The 16,678-nt window shown below is 64.6% G+C and carries 13 protein-coding genes; 6 read left to right on the top strand and 7 right to left on the bottom strand.

The window, feature by feature from the left end; genetic code table 11:
* Positions 1-39: 39 nt before the first annotated feature.
* From OKQ63_RS17395 to pdxR, 6 genes are all read right to left on the bottom strand, one after another.
* Positions 40-2,862, bottom strand: a complete 2,823-nt coding sequence (locus OKQ63_RS17395) for a molybdopterin oxidoreductase family protein (protein WP_264211294.1) — start codon at positions 2,860-2,862, stop codon at positions 40-42.
* A gap of 25 nt (positions 2,863-2,887) precedes the next feature.
* Complete coding sequence (locus tag OKQ63_RS17390; RefSeq protein WP_264211293.1) at positions 2,888-3,919, bottom strand: YeiH family protein; 1,032 nt, start codon at positions 3,917-3,919, stop codon at positions 2,888-2,890.
* A gap of 80 nt (positions 3,920-3,999) precedes the next feature.
* A complete protein-coding gene (gene pta / locus OKQ63_RS17385; protein WP_264211292.1) occupies positions 4,000-5,010 on the bottom strand; it encodes a phosphate acetyltransferase in 1,011 nt (336 codons plus the stop codon).
* 43 nt (positions 5,011-5,053) lie between these two features.
* Complete coding sequence (locus tag OKQ63_RS17380; RefSeq protein WP_264211291.1) at positions 5,054-5,800, bottom strand: TSUP family transporter; 747 nt, start codon at positions 5,798-5,800, stop codon at positions 5,054-5,056.
* 5 nt (positions 5,801-5,805) lie between these two features.
* Positions 5,806-7,581: a sulfoacetaldehyde acetyltransferase gene (gene xsc / locus OKQ63_RS17375; protein ID WP_264211290.1), complete on the bottom strand. Its 1,776-nt coding sequence runs from the start codon at positions 7,579-7,581 to the stop codon at positions 5,806-5,808.
* Between the two features lie 261 nt (positions 7,582-7,842).
* Positions 7,843-9,303, bottom strand: a complete 1,461-nt coding sequence (gene pdxR / locus OKQ63_RS17370; RefSeq protein ID WP_264211289.1) for a MocR-like pyridoxine biosynthesis transcription factor PdxR — start codon at positions 9,301-9,303, stop codon at positions 7,843-7,845.
* A gap of 107 nt (positions 9,304-9,410) precedes the next feature.
* On the opposite strand from pdxR, the gene OKQ63_RS17365 reads away from it, so the two are divergent.
* The 4 genes from OKQ63_RS17365 (at position 9,411) to OKQ63_RS17350 (ending at position 12,768) form a co-directional block, all read left to right on the top strand.
* On the top strand, positions 9,411-10,193 hold the full coding sequence (locus tag OKQ63_RS17365; RefSeq protein ID WP_264211288.1) for a hypothetical protein: 783 nt from the start codon (positions 9,411-9,413) through the stop codon (positions 10,191-10,193).
* Positions 10,194-10,235: 42 nt separating this feature from the next.
* Positions 10,236-10,547 (top strand): ArsR/SmtB family transcription factor, encoded by a 312-nt coding sequence (locus tag OKQ63_RS17360; protein ID WP_264211287.1) that lies wholly within the window; start codon positions 10,236-10,238, stop codon positions 10,545-10,547.
* Positions 10,540-11,571 (top strand): permease, encoded by a 1,032-nt coding sequence (locus OKQ63_RS17355; protein ID WP_264211286.1) that lies wholly within the window; start codon positions 10,540-10,542, stop codon positions 11,569-11,571. The genes OKQ63_RS17360 and OKQ63_RS17355 overlap by 8 nt, the downstream gene beginning before the upstream one ends.
* Positions 11,572-12,012: 441 nt before the next feature.
* The gene (locus OKQ63_RS17350) at positions 12,013-12,768 is read left to right on the top strand and encodes an SDR family oxidoreductase (RefSeq protein WP_264213944.1); all 756 of its coding nucleotides are present in this window, start codon (positions 12,013-12,015) and stop codon (positions 12,766-12,768) included.
* Between the two features lie 73 nt (positions 12,769-12,841).
* Here OKQ63_RS17350 and OKQ63_RS17345 read toward each other — a convergent pair whose 3' ends face one another.
* The gene (locus OKQ63_RS17345; protein ID WP_264211285.1) at positions 12,842-14,239 is read right to left on the bottom strand and encodes an aminotransferase family protein; all 1,398 of its coding nucleotides are present in this window, start codon (positions 14,237-14,239) and stop codon (positions 12,842-12,844) included.
* A 298-nt stretch (positions 14,240-14,537) separates the two neighbouring features.
* Here OKQ63_RS17345 and OKQ63_RS17340 point away from each other — a divergent pair, with 298 nt between their 5' ends.
* A complete protein-coding gene (locus OKQ63_RS17340; protein ID WP_264211284.1) occupies positions 14,538-15,320 on the top strand; it encodes a beta-keto acid cleavage family enzyme in 783 nt (260 codons plus the stop codon).
* Positions 15,317-16,645, top strand: coding sequence for an aspartate aminotransferase family protein (locus OKQ63_RS17335; protein WP_264211283.1), 1,329 nt, complete (start codon positions 15,317-15,319; stop codon positions 16,643-16,645). The genes OKQ63_RS17340 and OKQ63_RS17335 overlap by 4 nt, the downstream gene beginning before the upstream one ends.
* The last annotated feature ends 33 nt before the right edge of the window (positions 16,646-16,678 follow it).

Here is a 16,678-nt window from a genome sequence, read left to right as displayed (position 1 = left end):
AAAAGTCTTGGCAAAATTTTTCAGAAAAATTTTGCACCGTCATTTGCCGACTTTCCATTTCAGTTCCTTCGGGCCGGTGCCTACGGGGGACTCCTGCGCCGGGAAGACCGGCTGGCTTTCCTTGAGGTCCTCAGGCGCGGCAGCCTTTTCAATTTTGACTTTCAGATCGAACCAGGCCGCCTGGCCAGTGATCGGGTCCGAGTTGGCCCACCGCATGCCGTCGCCCTTGGGCGGCAGCAGCTCATGGATCAGGTGGTTGAGCAGGAAGCCTTTGGTGGCCTCGGGCGCGTCTTCCTCCAGCGCCCAGGCGCCTTTGCGCTTGCCGATGGCGTTCCAGGTCCAGACGGTGTTGTCGTTGAGAGCCGCCATCTCCATCACCGGCACGGTGATCTCGCCATGCGGCGAGGAGACCTTGGCCCAGTCGCCGTCCTGCAGCCCGTGCGCGCGCATCAGCTTGGTCGGGACATAGAGCGGGTTGCGGCCGTGCAGCTGGCGCAGCCAGGCGTTCTGGGTGCCCCAGGAGTGGTACATCGCCATCGGCCGCTGGGTCAGCGCATTGACGGTGAAGCCCTCGTTCCCTTGCTGGTCGGTCTCGTACCAGATCGGCAGCGGGTCCATCACGTCTTTCACCCGCCGGCGCAGATGGTCCGGCGGCTGGCGCTCGCCATGGCCTTCGGCGGCGAGCTGGAACTTGCGCATCGGCTCCACATACAGCTGGAACAGATAGGGCTGCGGACTGTCATAGATCCCCATGCCCACCGCCCAGTCCTGATAGGAGGCATTCCAGGGCTTGTAGTAATCCGCGCCTTCCGGGATGTGCGCCACGTAAAAACCGCCGTTTTCGATGTAGCGGTTCAGCTGATCCGGGTTCACTTCGCCGCGGCCTTCCTTGTCGCCGTTCTTACCGCGGAAGCCCGCCAGTGGGCCGATGCCTGGTTTGCGCTCGTGGTTGACGATGTAGTCGGCGTAATCCCTCCACTTGGGGCTGCCATCGGCATTAGTGAAGCCCGGCAGGCTCATCCGGTTGGCCAGCTCAATCAGCACGGACTGGAAACCGCGCACGTCGCGGTCGGGCTCGATCACCGGCCAGCGGATCGCATCGGCCGCCGCATCCGCCTCGCAGATGGGGCGGTCCAGCAGCGAAATGCAATCGTGCCGCTCCAGATAGGTGGTATCGGGCAGGATCAGATCCGCATAGGCCACCATCTCGGACGAGTAGGCATCGGAGTAAATAATGTGCGGGATCATATAGCCGCCGTCGTCGTTGCGGGCGCTCAGCATCTCCATGACGCCCTTGGTGTTCATCGAAGAGTTCCACGACATGTTGGCCATGTACATGAACAGCGTGTCGATCTTGTAGGGGTCGCCCGCATGGGCGTTGGAGATCACCATATGCATCAGCCCGTGCGCCGACATCGGGTTTTCCCAGGTGAACGCCTTGTCGATGCGCTGGGCCTTGCCGTGTGCGTCCAGCAGCAGATCCTCGGGGCCGCGCGGGAAACCCAGGTGCGGACCTTCCAGCGGACGGCCCGGACGGCGGTCGCCGTGCGGCGTGGGGTGCGCCTCGACCGGTTTGGGGTAGGGCGGCTTGAAGCGGAAGCCGCCGGGCACCTCGACGGTGCCCAGCAGGATCTGGAGCACATGCAGCGCGCGGCAGGTCTGGAAGCCGTTGGCGTGCGCCGATACCCCGCGCATCGCGTGCATCGACACCGGCCGTCCGGTCATCTTGCTGTGCTTCTCACCGCGGAAGTCGGTCCATTCGGCGTCCAGCTCAAACGCCTCGTCAAAGGCAACGCGGGCCAGTTCGCCGGCAATGGCGCGGATCCGCTTGGCCGGGATGCCGCATTTGTCCGCAATGGCCTCGGGCGCGTATTCCGGGGACAGATAGCGCTCCGCCATCAGGTGGAAAACCGGGCGGTGGATGACGCCGTTCGCCTTGTGAACCGCGGTCAGGTCCGGGCGCACGCCGGGCTGGTCAAAGGGGGTGAGCTTGCCGGTGCCGCGGTCGATCACCAGCATCTTGCCGTCACCGTCGCGCAGGAACAGGCCCTTGTCCGGCCCGTCGGAGGCGTTGATCAGCACCGGTGCGTTAGTGTAGCGGCTGAGGTAGTCGAGGTCGATCCTGCCCGCCTTCATCAGCACGTGGATCAGCGACAGGATGAACAGCCCGTCGGTGCCCGGCGTAATGCCGACCCAGTCATCCGCCACCGCGTTATAGCCGGAGCGGATCGGGTTCACGCCGATCACCCGCGCGCCGCGCTTCTTGATCTTGCCGATACCCATCTTGATCGGGTTGGAGTCATGGTCTTCGGCCACACCGAACAGCATGAACAGTTTGGTGTGTTCCCAGTCGGGCTGGCCGAATTCCCAGAACGCGCCGCCCATGGTGTAGATGCCGGCGGTCGCCATGTTGACCGAGCAGAAGCCGCCGTGCGCGGCATAATTCGGGGTGCCGAAATTCTGTGCCCAGAAGCTGGTGAAGCTTTGGCTCTGGTCGCGCCCGGTGAAGAAGGCCAGTTTCTGCGGCGCGGTTTCGTGCAGCTCGTTCAGCCAGCCGACGGCGGTGCTGATTGCCTCATCCCAGGATATCTCCTTGAATTCGCCGGACCCGCGCGGCCCCACCCGTTTGAGCGGCGCGCGCAGCCGCGACGGTGCGTTGACCTGCATGATCCCCGCCGACCCCTTGGCGCACAGGACACCCTTGTTCACCGGGTGGTCGCGGTTGCCCTCGATATAGGCAACCTTGCCTTCCTTCATGTGCACGTTGATGCCGCAGCGGCAGGCGCACATGTAGCAGGTGGTTTTCCGCACCTCGTCGGATACAACAGGTGAGGTATCCACCTGGGGTTGCTGGAATGTCATCTGGCCTCCCTTCTGGTCTCCCCGGTCAGGTCAAGAGCTCAATCCCCGCCAGGATCAGCCCGGCAATGAACAGAGTTTCAACGATGATAAGGGCAATGGCCGCGCCTCCTACGGCCAGGACCTGTTTCAGATTTGTTTTCATGCCCACCGCAGCGATTGCGGTAAGCAGCAGCCAGCGCGACGCGTGGCTCAGGAATTCGGTAACGGCCGCCGGGATCAGGCCAAAGGAGTTGATCCCCGCCAGCACCAGGAATGCAATGACAAAGCCCGGCAGCACCGGCGGGCGCTTGCCGTCGCTGGGAAGTTCGGCAAAGGAGCGGATCATCAGCGAGGCTGCCAGCACGATGGGGGCGAGCATCGCCACGCGCATCAGCTTGACCAGGGTGGCAGTGTCGCCGGTCTGCTCGGAAATCGAGAAGCCCGCGCCGACCACCTGCGCCACGTCATGGATGGTGCCGCCGAGGAACACGCCGGCCTGGATGGAATTCAGCTCCAGCAGGTTCACCAGGATCGGATAGGCGATCATCGCCACGGTCGACAGCACAGTGACGCCCATGACGGTAAAGATCAGCCGCTCCTCAGAGCGCTCGTCGCGGGGCAGGATGGCACTGATCGCCATCGCCGCCGACGCGCCGCAGATCGCCACGGAGCCTGCGGTCAGAAAGGCAAAGCGCCACTTGTGGCCAAAGAAGCGCGCGATGGCGAGGCCAAAGAGGATAGTGGCAATCACCCCGCCTACCACCAGCGCGATCAGATCCCAGCCCAGCCCCATCATCAGCGACATCGAAATGCGCACGCCCAGCAAGGCCACCCCCAGCCGCAGCAGCGAGCGGGCGGAAAAGGCGATGCCCGGCACGGTCTTGCCCTCTTCGCCCAAAAAGCTGACAGCAATCCCCAGCAGCAGCGCCAGCAGCATGGCGGGCGTTGCGTAGTGCTCCGCAAGGAACTGCGCCGTGATGGCAACAAGGGCCGACACCGCCACGCCCGGCAGGAGCTGGCGGAGTTTGTTTTGCAATTCACCCGATTGCAGAGATGTTATCTGTGCCAGAACGGACATGGCGGGAAACTTTCCTGATTGACCCATGGGTTGCACATTCTGGCCTGCGGTCAAGAGTGCGCTGTGCCCAAAGGATGGATTTACGGGTTCGCCTGCAGAATGGTGACGGCAATGATCTGGGTGACATCTTCGGCGCTGCAGCCGCGGGAGAGGTCGTTGGCGGGTTTTGCCAAGCCCTGCAGCACCGGGCCGATGGCGGAATAACCGCCCAACCGCTGGGTGATCTTGTACCCGATGTTGCCGGCATCCAGGTTCGGGAAGATCATCACATTGGCCTGGCCCGCAATGGGGGAGCCCGGCGATTTGTGCTGCCCGACCGAGGGGACAAAGGCTGCGTCGAACTGCAGCTCGCCATCGGCCGGCAGATCGGGGTGGGCGTTCTGGAACAGAGCAAGGGCTTCGGTCACCTTGTCCACCGCCGGGTGCCTGGCGCTGCCCATCGTCGAGAAGCTGAGGAAGGCCAGTTTCGGGTCCACCTTCAGAAGCGCGCTGGCCGATCGGGCCGAGGCGGCGGCGATCGACACCATCTCGGAGGGCTTGGGGTCGATCACCAGCCCGCAATCGGAATAAAGCATCGCCCGGGCGCCATCCGGGGCGCCGTCTGGCGGGTACATCAGGAAGAAGGAGGAGACCATGCCGGCATCGGGCGCCATGCCGATCACCTGAATGGCGCTGCGCACCACGTCGCCGGTGGTGTGAACCGCGCCGCCAACGGTGCCAGCGGCATGGCCCAGGCGCACCAGCATGGCGGCGTATACCAGCGGGGTTTCCGCTGCCTGGCGGGCGGCGGCCTCGTCCACGCCCTTGTGCCGGCGCAGGCTGAAGTATTCAGCGGCGAATGCCGCGGTCAGGTCTGAGGCGGCCGGGTCGTGGATCGCCACGCCGCCGCCGGCTCTGGCACCCTCACTCTGCAGGGCAGCTTCAACCTCTGCCTGCGGACCTACCAGGATAACATCTGCGATGCCGGCCCGGTGAGCCGCCAGGGCGCCGGCCGCCACACGGGGATCCGCGCCCTCGCTCAGCGCGACAACGGGGCGGGCGGCCGGGGGATCGGCCTGCAGCAGTTCGAGCGGCGTCAAGGTCTGGGTCACGGGCGTGTGTCCTGTAACAGCGGTTTCGGGGCAGGGCAGGCGCTCAGAAAGCCAGCCGTGCGATATTGATCAGCGACAGCGCGGTCAGCATCAGCACCACCGCGCGGCGGAACAGCGTCTGGGACACCGCCAGAAAGGTGCGGGACCCGGCGAGGATGCCGAGGCCCAGAATGGGAAAGGCCAGCAGGATGCCGGTCAGCGTCTCCGGTCCGACCAGCCCGTTTGCGGCCATCACCGGCAGCGCCATCAGGTCGATGCCGGTCAGGAACACGATCATCGTCGCCCGGAACACCGCAGGCGGCACCGGCTGCGCCGTCAGGAAGGCGGCCACCGGCAGCCCGCCGACACCGGCGCTGTTGGCGATGCCGGCGATGGCGCCGACACCCACGTTGCCGCTGCGCCCCACCGGGCGCGCCAGCTGCCAGCCGCTCAGCAGTACCAGGCTCAAGCCCAGGATCAGGCTGGAGATCGCCAGCCGCGCTTCCTGTTCGCCCAGCCGCGCCATGATGGCGATGGCCGGAACGGTGGCGATGGCGGCCCCGGCCAGCAGGGCAATTGCCCGGTGCCAGTCCACATGCGGGCGGATGCCGCGCGCCTGAAAGGCGGTCATGGCAATCTCGCAGGAAAACACCACCGGGATCAGCGGCAGCGGATTGGTGGTCAGCGCTGCCAGGATGATGAAGATCGCGGAGAACCCGAAGCCGGAAAAGCCCCGGATCAAGGCCGCCGCGAATAACGCGGCGGCCAGGTAGGCCCCCTGGCCCAAGGAGAGGTCAAAGGGCAGGGGCACGTGCGTCAGACCTGCTGTTCGCGCATGTCCGCCTTGTCGATGCCTGCCACGCGGACCGGCTTCTTCATGGCGTCGCGGCGGAACGGCTCGCCCAGCTCCTGGTTGATCATCGCTTCGATCAGGGTGGTCACGCCGTTCTTCTGGTCTTCCACCGCCTGCGCCAGGGCCGAGGTCAGCTCATCCATGGTGCGGGCGACCACACCCTTCAGACCGCAGGCCTTCGCGATGCCGGCATAGGAGACCTGCTGGTCGAGTTCGGTGCCGACGAAGTTGTCATCGAACCACAGGGTGGAGTTCCGCTTTTCCGCGCCCCACTGGTAGTTGCGGAAGACGATCTGGGTCACGGCCGGCCATTCGCCGCGGCCGATGGCCGTCAGCTCGTTCACCGCGATGCCGAAGGCGCCGTCGCCGGAGAAGCCCACAACCGGGGTGTCCGGGTTGCCGATCTTTGCGCCGACAACCGCCGGCAGGCCATAGCCGCAGGGGCCGAACAGGCCGGGGGCCAGGTACTTGCGGCCTTCCTCGAAGGACGGGTAGGCGTTGCCGATGGCGCAGTTGTTGCCGATGTCGGAGGAGATGATCGCCTCTTTCGGCAGTGCTGCCTGGATCGCACGCCATGCCATGCGCGGCGACATCCAGTCCGGCTTGTCCGCACGGGCGCGCTCGTTCCAGGTGGTGCCCGGATCGTCGTCCTCATGGGTCATTTCGGTCAGCTGCTGCGCCCAGCGGGATTTGGTTTCCGCGATGCGGTTGCGGCGTTCTTCGCGGCCTTCGTCGCCTGCGGTGCCGCTGAGCTGCGCCAGGATGCCCTGCGCCACTTTGGCCGCGTCGCCGATGATGCCGACCGAGACTTTCTTGGTCAGGCCGATGCGGTCCGGGTTGATGTCGACCTGGATGATCTTGGCGTTGGCCGGCCAGTATTCCATGCCATAGCCCGGCAGGGTGGAGAACGGGTTCAGACGGGTGCCGAGGCACAGCACCACGTCGGCGTCCTTGATCAGTTCCATACCGGCTTTGGAGCCGTTGTAGCCCAGCGGGCCGGCAAACAGCGGGTGCGAGCCGGGGAAGGCGTCATTGTGCTGGTAGCCGACGCAGACCGGCGCATCCAGACGCTCGGCCAGATCCTTGGAGGCCTCGATGCCGCCCTTGGACAGAACAACGCCTGCGCCGTTCAGGATCACCGGGTTCTTGGCTTCGGACAGCAGCTTGGCAGCTTCGGCCACGGCGGTTTCGCCGCCGGCGGGACGCTCGAACTCGACGATGGCGGGCAGCTCGATATCGACCACCTGGGTCCACATGTCGCGCGGGATGTTCAGCTGGGCCGGCGCCGAGGCGCGCTTGGCGTTCATGATCACCCGGTTCAGCACTTCGGCGACGCGGGTCGGGTCGCGCACTTCTTCCTGGTAGCAGACGCAGTCGGCGAACATGCGCATCTGTTCCATTTCCTGGAAGCCGCCCTGGCCGATGGTCTTGTTCGCGGCCTGCGGGGTGACCAGCAGCAGCGGGGTGTGGTTCCAGTAGGCAGTTTTGACCGCGGTCACAAAGTTGGTGATGCCGGGGCCGTTCTGGGCGATCATCATCGACATCTTGCCGGTGGCGCGGGTGTAGCCGTCGGCCATCATGCCGCCGGAGCCTTCGTGGGCGCAGTCCCAGAAGGTGATGCCGGCAGCGGGGAAGATGTCGGAGATCGGCATCATGGCGGAGCCGATGATGCCAAAGGCATGCTGGATTCCGTGCATCTGCAGCGTTTTGACAAAGGCTTCTTCGGTGGTCATTTTCATGGCGGGTTCTCCTGAATGAGACGCGGAATTCCTCCGGGCGCGGAGGCCGGGAATTGACTCTGGTTTAGGGGGCAGGAGAAGGCCGGGTTAGGGCCAGTTATGAAACCCGGATAGGTCCAAATATGGATCTATGAAAATAACGCGGCAGGATTTTCACATAGGCATCAGCCGGTCAGCCCGTAAGCGTGCCATAAATCCCGCCGCTGCAATAAGTGATACGTATAGTATCATTTTCCGTGCCGCGCGCGGGTGCCTGCGGGATCAGCCTTGCTTCAGTGCCGTGGCGAGCAGTGCCAGCCCCGGCTCGATTCGGGTTGCGGGAATCGAGGAATATCCCAGCCGGTAGAAGTTCTGCTTGCGGTGCTCGGCAGCAAAGAACGGGGCGCCGGGCTCGATGAGCACACTTTTTTCCTTCAGCCGCTGCGCAACGGCGGTGGCATCCACGCCCTCTGGCGCCTGCATCCACAGCGCAGATCCGCCGAAACCGCCGACGCCGGCAATTGTCAGCCCGTGACTTCGGATCGCGTCCTCGATCACCGCGCGCCGGTCGTGCAGCACCTTGGCGGTGCGGCGGATCTGGGCGTCATAATGGCCGAGAGACAGGAAATAGGCGACCGTGCGCTGCACATGGCCCGGCGGGTGCCGCAGCACGCTGGCGCGCAGCGCACGGGCCTGGCGGATGAAGGGTTCCGAGCCGACCAGGTAGCCCAGCCGCAGCCCCGGAAACAGCGATTTGGAGAAACTGCCGGCATAGATCACCCGTCCCTCGGTATCGAGCGATTTCAGTGACGGCGAGGGAGCGGCGAGGAAGGACATCTCGAACTCGTAGTCATCCTCGACGATCACCGCGTCGATCTCGCTGGCCCGCCGCAGCAGCTTCTTGCGCCGTTCCATCGGCATGGTGAAAGTGGTCGGGCTCTGGTGGCTGGGGGTGCAGAAGATCACATCCGTGTTGTCCGGCACATTCTCCGGCGGCAGCCCGCCCTCATCCACCGGAATGCAGTCCACCTGGCAACGGGTCTGCACCACCTGGTCGCGCAGGGTGTAATAGGCCGGATCCTCCACCGCTGCCCGCCGTTTGCGGTTCAGCAGCAGCTGGCAAGTGATCCACAGGGCGTTTTGGGCGCCCAGCGTGATCAGGATCTCCTCCGGCCGAGCCGTAATCCCGCGGCGCGGCAGCGTGTGGCGGGCGATATACTCGATCAGCAGCGGGTCGTCCTGGTCGAAATAGTCGTTGGCCAGCGCGGCAAAGTCCTTCTGCCCCAGCGCCCGGAGTGCGCACAGCCGCCAGTTGGCGTGATCGAACAGCGACGCATCCGCCTGGCCGTAGATGAACGGATAGCGGTAATCGCGCCAGTCTTGCGGTTTGCGCGGGGTGTCGCCGCCGGTAAAGCTGCGGACCAGCACCTTGTCCCAATCCATGGCATCGCCGGATTTCTGCTGCGGCGTGTAGGAGGGCGGCACCGGAGCATTGTCGGAGACGAAATAGCCCGACCGCCCGCGCGAGGTGAGGTAGTCGTTGGCCAGCAGTTCGGTATAGGCCAGGGTCACCGTGATCCGGCTGATCCCGAGATGCGCTGCCAGCTTGCGCGAGGACGGCAGCTTCTCCCCGACCCGGAACCGGCCCGACAGAATGCCCTCGGCAATCATTTCCTGGATCTGCGCCTGCAGGGTGCCCTGGGCGTCCGGATTGAGAAAGAAAGTGTCGACAGAAATGGCCATGCGCGCCACCTTAGGGTGGACTTAAATGCGGCGCAATCTGGACTTAGGGCCAGTTTGGAGGAATCTGCGGCTTGCTCTGGCCCGGCGGGCGGTGCCAGTTTGCGGCCATGATCAAAGTCATTGGCCATCTGGCACTTGCAGTTGTTTTAACGCTTCTTACCCAGCTTGGCGGCATCGCCTGGCTGATTTCATTGTGTTTCCGGCGCAGGCTGCCGGCGTTCCTGATTCTCTACATTGGTTTCAGCCTGGCCGCGGTATGGACCGCGCCGCAGTTCGGGCGGGTGGCACTCAGCTGCCGGGAGACCGGACCATTGCAAATGCAGTCCTGGTTCTACTGTGCCCTGAACCGCAATTATGTGGTGCCGGAGATGGCTGAAGCTCTGCAAGATGCGGCCTTTGCGGTGGACCGGGCTTACCCAGGTACAGTGACGCAGGTTTTGGATGCGAACTTTCCCTTTCTTGCGGAGTTTCCGATGCTTCCGCATTTGTCCCACAACGATGGCAGAAAGGCGGATCTTGCATTCTACTATGCAGGCGCAGAGGGCTACGTCCCTGGGGCTACCCGTTCACCCATCGGATATTTTGCGTTTGAACAGGGGCCGACGGAGTGCCCCCGCAACCGGCTGACCCTGCGCTGGGATCTGGAACTCCTGCAGCCGCTATGGAGCGATTGGAGCATCGACGCGGAGCGGACCCGCCATCTGCTGCAATTGCTGGCGGCGGACAACCGGGTTGAAAAGATCTTCTTGGGGCCGCATTTGCAGACTCGTCTTGGGCTGCAGTCCGGGAGGCTGAGCTTTCAGGGCTGCAGGGCAGCGCGGCACGACGATCACATCCACTTTCAGCTCTCGACCGCGTCCCGGAGGGCACTCTTGAAACATGCCAGTTAAAACTATAAAACTAGTTTAATCGAATCAAATGGAGCTGGCATCATGCAATGGGAAGAAGCCGCGCAGGGCTTTGCCGCGATGGGGTCGGAGGCACGGCTGCAAGTGCTGCGCTGCCTGATCCGGGCGGGCGAGGACGGGCTGACAGTCGGGGACATTCAAGAGCGAACCGGCATTGCGCCCTCGACCCTGGCGCATCATCTGAAATTCCTGGCCGCCGCAGGCGTGGTCGCACAGGTGCGCCACGGGCGCACCACCATATGCCGGGCCGATTATGAGCAGCTTGAGGCTCTGGCTGGGTTCATTCTCAAGGAATGCTGCGAAGACGCTGGCAAAAGGGCGGAAAACGATGGCTGAGCTGACACAAAACCCCCGCAGAAGGAAACCGCTGGGCAGCTTGCTGAAAACACCCTGGGCGCTGAGCGTTGCATTGCTGGCAGGCGCCGCCGTTCTCGATCCGGGCAATTTCCGCTCTGTCGCGGAATTCACCCTGGCTGCGCTGGCCAGCACTGCCCGCTATATCCTGTTTGCGGTGCTGCTGCTTGCGTATCTCAAGGCGACGGGTGCTGAGGCGATGGTGGCGCGCGCCTTTGAGGGGCGCGAGACGCGGATGATCCTGCTGGCGGCGCTGTTCGGCGGGCTGGCGCCATTCTGCTCCTGCGAGGTGATCCCGTTCATTGCCGGCCTTTTGGCGCTGGGCGCGCCGCTGTCGGCGGTGATGGCCTTCTGGCTGTCCTCGCCGCTGATTGACCCGCCGACGCTGCTGATCACCGCAGGCGCGCTGGGCTGGCCGTTTGCCATCGGCAAGGCGGCGGCGGCGGTGGCGCTGGGGCTGTTTGGCGGTTTTGCCATCAAATTGCTGCGGCGGCAGGGCGTCTTTGCCAATCCGCTGCGCCAGCAGCAGAGCCGGAGCTGCTGCGGCTGCGGCGGACCGCAGCGCGGCGCCAAACCGAACTGGCGGTTCTGGACTGAGGCGGAGCGCCGCGTGAAGTTCCGCGAGGAGTTTGTCTCCAACGGTCTGTTCCTGCTGAAGTGGCTGGCGCTGGCCTATGTGCTGGAATCTCTGCTGGTCCATTACGTCCCGGCCGATGCGATTGCCGGGCTGGTGGGCGGCGAGGGCGTATTGCCGATTGTCACCGCAGCGCTGGTCGGGATGCCTGTCTATCTCAACTCCTATGTTGCGCCGCCCTTGCTGGCGGGGCTGATGGAGCAGGGGATGAGTGCCGGGGCTGCCATGGCCTTTATGGTCGCTGGCGCGGTGAGCTCGGTTCCGGCCATGGCTGCGGTCTGGTCGCTGGTCAAGCCGCGGGTCTTTGCCGCCTATTTGGGGCTGGGGGTGTGCGGTGCGGTCTTGTCAGGCATCCTGTTCCAGCTGATCTGAGACGATCGGGTGGCGGCGGTGCTCCCGCCCGTCGCGGAACAATCGAAGATTGCCCCGCTCCCGTTGGGCCTGGCGCCGCGCTGACGCGCGGCGCGGTTTCCTTTGCTGAGAAGGCTCTGAGGGGCAGGGCTGCCCCTCAGATGCCAATTCCGATTTTGTTTTGAGATACACGCGTCAAGGACAAGCCGCCTGGCGGCGGGGCCTCTCGGCCTCCTTGACCCGGCTGGCTGCTGTTCCGGTGCTGAATGGAGGCGGGATGCCGCCCGGAGCAGGCGGGCGGCCCGGTTTCGCCGAGGCAGGGTGCGGACAGGGCGGCCGCAAATACGTGACCCGTTTCTTGCGGCAACGGACTCGCTCCGCGCGGCAAGCGCAAGAAACGGGTCGAGCGGCACCGGCTGCGGCGCTTAGGTCAAAACCATCCAATCAACGGAGGTTATGACGATGGAACTCAAGGACAAGACACTGATCATTACCGGCGCCAGCAGCGGCATTGGTGCCGCCGCGGCGCTGCTGTTCGGAGCAGAAGGAGCCAATGTCGTTCTGGGGGCCCGGCGGCAGGCTGAACTGGCAACCCTTGCGGGACAGATCAACCAAAGCGGCGGCAAGGCGGCCTTTCTGGCTGGTGATGTCACCAGCGAAGCCTATTCGGCGGCCCTGGTGGCGCTTGCCGCAGAAGAGTTCGGCGGGCTGGACGGTGCTTTCAACAACGCAGGCATGATGGGCGAAATGGGGCCCGTGGATCAAATGGACGCTGCCAATTGGAACGCGGTGATTGCAGCCAATCTGACCGGCGCCTTTTTTTCCGCCAAGGCGCAGATTCCAGCGCTGAAAGCGCGGGGCGGCGGATCGCTGGTGTTTACCGGATCCTTTGTCGGTTTCAGCAATGGCGGGATGCCCGGCATGGGAGCTTATGCCGCCTCAAAAGCCGGGCTGGCCGGGCTGGTCCAATCGCTCGCCTCAGACCTTGCGGCGGACGGCATCCGGGTAAATGCCCTGCTGCCGGGCGGGACCAAGACCGCAATGGCAGGCGATGATCCGGAAACCCACCGCTTTATCGCCGGGCTGCATCCGATGAAACGGATGGCCGCTCCGCAGGAAATTGCCCAGGCGGCGCTGTTTTTGCTGTCGGACCGCGCGAGCTTTGTGACCGGGGCGCCGATGGCGGTGGACGGCGGAGTCGCCGTGCGGCTGGCCTAGGTACTTGAGCCTCCGAACAAAAAGCGCCCCGGAACTTCCGGGGCGCAGTCAAGTCGTCCGACAGGGAGAAGTGTCAGCCGAAGACTTTGGTCAGGGCCTTGTCGACCGCGTCGCAGATCTGATCGATGTCGTCCGCGGTGGCGATCAGCGCCGGGCTGAAGCACAGGGTGTTGTTGCGGCCCGGCAGCGAGCGGTTGGTGACGCCAATGATCACCCCCTGCGCGCCGCATTCCGCTACGACCTGCTGGGCCAGCTTCTCGTCCACCGGCTCCTTGGTATCGCGGTCCTGCACCAGCTCGGCGCCCAGGAACAGGCCCTTGCCGCGCACATCGCCGATGACGGCGTGCTTTTCCTGCAGCGCGCGCAGGTTGTTCAGCATCCGCTCGCCCATGGCGTTGCAGTTGTCCAGCAGGTTCTCTTCCTCGATGATGCGCATGTTTTCCAGCGCCGCCGCGGGGCCTGCGGTGCAGCCGCCGAAGGTGGAGATGTCGCGGAAGTAGTTCAGCGGATCGCCGGCGTCGTCCTTGAACAACTCAAAGACTTCCTCGGTGGTCACCATGCAGGCAATCGCCGCATAGCCGGAGGCAACGCCCTTGGCCATGGTCACGAAGTCGGGCTTGATGCCGTACTGCTGGTAGCCGAACCACTTGCCGGTCCGGCCAACGCCGCAGACCACTTCATCGATGTGCAAGAGCACGTCGTAGGTCTTGCAGATCTCCTGCACGCGTTCCCAGTAGCCCTCGGGCGCCTCGATCACGCCGCCGCCTGCGGTCACCGGTTCCAGGCACAGGGCACCCACGGTTTCCGGGCCTTCGCGCAGGATCACTTCCTCGATCTTGTCTGCCGCCGCGATGCCGAATTCACGTCCGGACAGATGTTCCAGGCCCAGCTCATGCTTGCGGTATTCCATGCAATGCGGCACGCGGACAAAGTCCGGCGCAAACGGGCCGTACTGCGCGTTGCGCTCGTCCTGGCCGCCCGCCGACATGGTCGCCAGGGTAGAGCCGTGGTAGTCGCGGTCGCGGTACAGGATCTTGGTCTTCTTGCCGCCGTATTTCTTGTGGGCGATCTGGCGGATCATCTTGAAGGCCTTCTCGTTGGCCTCGGATCCGGAGTTGGTGTAATAGACGCGGGTCATGCCCGGCATCTTGGAGATCAGCTTCTCGGCAAACAGCGCGCCGGGGATCGAGCCCGCCGAATTGGCGAAATAGCAGACCTTCATCAGCTGGTCATAGATTGCCTTGCAGACACTCTCGCGGCCATAGCCGACGTTGACGGTCCAGACGCCGCCGGAGACCGCATCCAGGAACTCCTTGCCGTTCTGATCCCAGACGCGCATGCCCTTGCCCTCGACAATGATGCGGGGGTCTGCGCTTTCCAGCGCCTTGTGCTGGAACAGGTGGTGCCACATATGGGCCTTGTCGGCTTCGACCACGCGGGAGAGATCGTTTTCGTTGAACGTGCCGTCCATGACATGTCCTTTCGGCGTTAGAAGTGAATCAGGCTGCCCGGGACCCTACAGGGGCATTGAGGCGCATTATGTACCAGAAACGTCAGTTTCGCGGAATTCGTTAGGGCCAGAGCATATGCTTGCTTAAGTCCAGCCGGGCCGGTCCCGGTCCGGGCAGGCAGGCGGCAGGCCGCTGCCTGCGGCAACTGATAAAACAAATGTTCTGCAGTTGCCTTCTTGAGAGCGGATGTCCCAAGCGTCAGGCTGCAGGCAGTCGGGCGCGAGTCGCGGCAGGGCAGGCAGCACCTGGAGGAGACCGGTGGCGGAATACGGATTGATGGTGGCGCCCAACGGAGCCCGGCGCAGGCGCGGCGATCACCCGCAGCTGCCGGTGACGGCCCGGCAGACGGCAGAAACCGCGGCGGCTTGTTTCGCGGCGGGCGCCCAAGCGTTGCATCTGCACGTGCGCGACGATGAAGGCCGCCATTCGCTGGATGCGGGCCGCTACCGCGAAGCCCTTGATGCGGTGCGGGAAAGCGCGCCGGGGATGATGGTGCAGATCACCACCGAAAGCGCCGGCCTCTATGACGTGGCGGCACAGCTTGCCTGCCTGGAGGCGCTGCGTCCGGCGGCGGCCTCGGTCTCGGTGCGGGAAATTGCGCGGGATGCCAGGCTGGCCGCGCGTGCCTATGCGGTGAGCTTGGAGGCGGGCACTGCGGTGCAGCATATCCTTTACGGTCCGGACTGCATTGCTCAGCTCTGCGCCTGGTATCGGGATGGTACCGTGCCTGCTGCCATGCGCGATGCGATTTTTGTTCTGGGCAAGTACAGTCCGCCGCTTCTGGCCCGGCCTGCGGGGCTTGCCGCCTTCCGTGACGCCACGGCAAATCTGCACCTCAACTGGACCGTCTGCGCCTTTGGCCGCCACGAACAGGCCTGCCTGCTGGCGGCGGTTGCCGCCGGAGGGGATGCGCGAATCGGATTTGAGAATAACATCGAAACACCACAGGGCGGGCTGCTGGCAGACAACGCCGCCTCGGTTGCGGCCTTCGTTCAGGCCGCAAAGGCCCGGGGCCATACCCCCAAGGAGTGCAGATCATGAGCCATGTCTTTCCCCGCCACACCAAGGCCAGCCTGCCCACCGCCGTTGGCGGCGACGGCTGTTATCTGATCGACGCGGACGGCAAGCGGTATTTCGACGGCTCAGGTGGCGCCGCGGTGTCCTGCCTCGGCCATTCCGACGCCGATGTGATCAAGGCGGTGCAGGAGCAGGCGGGCAAGCTGGCCTTTGCCCATACCAGCTTCCTCACCTCGGAACCGGCAGAGGAGCTGGCGGATCTGCTGGCAGCCAACGCGCCGGGCGGCATCGACCGGGTCTATTTCGTTTCCGGCGGGTCCGAGGCAACGGAAGCGGCGATCAAGCTTGCCCGCCAGTACCATCTGGAACGCGGCGAGCCGCAGCGCCGCCATATCATCGCCCGCAAGCAGAGCTATCACGGCAACACCCTTGGCGCGCTGGCAGCGGGCGGCAACGAATGGCGCCGCACCCAGTTCGCGCCGCTCTTGATCGAAATCTCCCATATCTCACCCTGCTACGAATATGTCGGCCGGGACGAGGGGGAGCGCAGCTATGATTACGGCCAGCGGGTCGCGAATGAGCTGGAAGCGGAAATCCTCCGCCTTGGCCCCGAGACCGTGATGGCCTTCATGGCGGAACCCGTGGTTGGCGCCACTTCCGGCGCGGTGCCGGCGGTTGAGGGCTACTTCAAGCGCATCCGCGAAATCTGCGACACGTACGGCGTGCTCTTGATCCTGGACGAGGTGATGTGCGGCATGGGCCGCACCGGGCATCTGTTTGCCTGCGAGGCGGACGGGGTGGCGCCCGATATCCTGTGCATCGCCAAGGGGCTGGGTGCCGGCTACCAGCCGATTGGCGCGATGCTGTGCACACGGCAGATCTATGAGGCGATCGAGCATGGCTCCGGCTTCTTCCAGCACGGCCACACCTATATCGGCCACCCGGTGGCCACCGCTGCCGGTCTCGCGGTGGTCAAGGCTTTGCTGGAGCGCGGTCTGGTGCAGCGCAGCGCGGATATGGGGGAAAAGCTGCAAGCCGCGCTGGAGGACCGGTTCGGCCAGCACCCCAATGTGGGCGATATCCGCGGCCGCGGCCTGTTCCGCGGGATTGAGCTGGTCGCCGACCGCGGGACCAAGGAGCCGTTCGATCCGGCGCTGGGGCTGGCCGGAAGCATCAAGAAGGCGGCATTCCAGGTCGGGCTGATCTGCTATCCGATGTCCGGCACCCGCGACGGCCAGAACGGCGACCACATCCTGCTGGCGCCGCCGTTCATCATCACCGACGAGCAGATCGCCGAGGTGGTGGATAAGCTGGAAACCGCCATCACCCAATGCCTGCCGCAGGGGTGAACCGCACTGAACACCGGCCTATCCGCCGGTCCG

The sequence above is a fragment of the Leisingera thetidis genome (assembly GCF_025857195.1).
Taxonomy (GTDB): domain Bacteria; phylum Pseudomonadota; class Alphaproteobacteria; order Rhodobacterales; family Rhodobacteraceae; genus Leisingera; species Leisingera thetidis.
This window is presented reverse-complemented; position numbering and strand designations above follow the sequence as displayed.